Source organism: Halomonas cupida, assembly GCF_900142755.1.
Taxonomy (GTDB): domain Bacteria; phylum Pseudomonadota; class Gammaproteobacteria; order Pseudomonadales; family Halomonadaceae; genus Halomonas; species Halomonas cupida.
Genome location: NZ_FRCA01000027.1, coordinates 1 through 1,661, shown reverse-complemented (window position 1 = coordinate 1,661; position 1,661 = coordinate 1). Strand labels below are relative to the sequence as shown.

Annotated in this window: 3 protein-coding genes; all 3 read left to right on the top strand. The window is 47.1% G+C overall.

Annotation, left to right across the window (positions count from 1 at the left end; all coding sequences use genetic code 11):
• A partial coding sequence (locus tag BUE38_RS22270; protein ID WP_143166437.1) for an RHS repeat-associated core domain-containing protein occupies positions 1-498 on the top strand: 498 nt, incomplete at its 5' end.
• Positions 459-1,055, top strand: coding sequence for a suppressor of fused domain protein (locus BUE38_RS22040; RefSeq protein WP_073437398.1), 597 nt, complete (start codon positions 459-461; stop codon positions 1,053-1,055). The genes BUE38_RS22270 and BUE38_RS22040, both read left to right, overlap by 40 nt.
• Positions 1,056-1,279: 224 nt before the next feature.
• Positions 1,280-1,585, top strand: coding sequence for an immunity protein Imm33 domain-containing protein (locus BUE38_RS22035; protein ID WP_143166436.1), 306 nt, complete (start codon positions 1,280-1,282; stop codon positions 1,583-1,585).
• Positions 1,586-1,661 lie beyond the last annotated feature (76 nt).

The window sequence follows — 1,661 nt, the reverse complement described above, 5'->3', positions numbered from 1 at the left end:
ACCGACAACCCCTTCCGCTTCCAGGGCCAGTACCACGACGAAGAAACCGGGCTGCATTACAACCGGTTCCGCTACTACGACCCGCAGATCGGTCGCTTCACCACTCAGGATCCGATAGGCTTGGCAGGTGGCGAAAACCTGTATATGTACGCACCCAACCCTACCGGGTGGGTGGATCCGTTGGGGTTGGTGAGAGGAACCAACGAGCGAGGGCAAGTTACTAGCCGAACTTCTTGGCGTAGAGGGACTGTCAGAAGCACATGGGAAAACGCTAGTGAAGGCCCAACTGGTGGACGTCTATGTCCTAGCTGCGGGACAGAGGTCAGAGTTGCGCCGGGCGAAGGGCCCAGAGACTGGCATATCGACCATGATCCTGAACCTTGGTCAAATCGAGAATTTCCGGATGATGTGTCGCGCCCTCAAGTTATAGATAACTATCAAGAAGGAGTGATTCTAAAATGTCCGAGATGCAACATGTCGGAGGGGAATCGAAAATAAAGAAAGACTTTTTCGAACATATGGAGACAAGTTTCGGAAGGGTGGAGAAGGGGTGGAGGATATCCACCCCTTCAAACGATGTGCAAGTTGTAAAGACCACCCCTGATTACATAGTCGACGCTAATATCTATGTATCACTTGGGCTGAGCAATTCTCCATATCCATTGAGGAATTCCGGGAGACATGTGCGTTGTGAATTATTTTTTATCCTCCCTGGAGAGTGTGATTTTCTTCATATCCCATCTATCATAGAAGATGTGGTGACTGTGATGGAAAAATCGGGAACAGCATTCTTGAGGGGGGATGTTATCGGGCCAAAAGGAGAGCTTTTTGAAGGACATGAATTTACATCACTTTATGTAGCCCCTCCATTCTTGCTTCCCGACGAATCGTATGGATTCATGATTGAAGGAGAAGAAGTTTTGTTTATGTGGCTAGTGCCAATAACAACTGCAGAGTGCGAGTTCGTCAGACAATATGGATGGGAAAGATTTGAAGATCGGCTAGAAGAAATGGAGGTGGATGTGATAAATATCGACAGAAATTCTGTAGCCTGATTTTCAGCTATCACCGGATCTTCTAACGGGTCGCTTGAGACACATTGTTCACGCTACTTCTTTACCATTGATGGAATGGGCTGGAAAGTTCAGGGTTGCTGCATCAGGTTCATTTTTTCTTGCCCTGAAATTAAACATAAGAAGTGCTTTTATTTTCTCTTAGGTGAGTGGTGATTATTCTGACAGAAAGTGTAGACTCAGACCTCTCTGGATGATATTTAGCCATGTTGTCGCTGATGTTCGGGTATGTAAGGTTGACAGACATGCCCCTTTTTCAGAGACATCATATGAAGGGGGTGGAGAGGGTGAATCTGCAAGATGAGCAACAAGAGGTTTGTAAAAGGACGGGATCAGAAGTCATTTTCCCGTCTCTTGGCGATATTGCTGGGGTTGCTATCCATACAGCTAAAGAATCTCCTATCTATGGGGTCCGTGAAGACCCGGAAAATGGTAGTTCTGGCTGGTATATTTGGGCAGGTGAGTACAGTGATGCTGCTGATTTTTTCAAACCTCTTGGACGCAAAGTCTGAGTGCAACACCTGACCAATTCGGTAAGGTGTTGGCCCCATGTCCTATTCTGAACTCTGCATCGAAGAACGTGCCGCA

Excerpts from the sequence above, each read along its gene's own strand:
- BUE38_RS22040 (WP_073437398.1), top strand. The coding sequence starts at position 459 with ATGTCCGAGATGCAACATGTCGGAGGGGAATCGAAAATAAAGAAAGAC.
- BUE38_RS22035 (WP_143166436.1), top strand. The coding sequence starts at position 1,280 with ATGTTGTCGCTGATGTTCGGGTATGTAAGGTTGACAGACATGCCCCTT.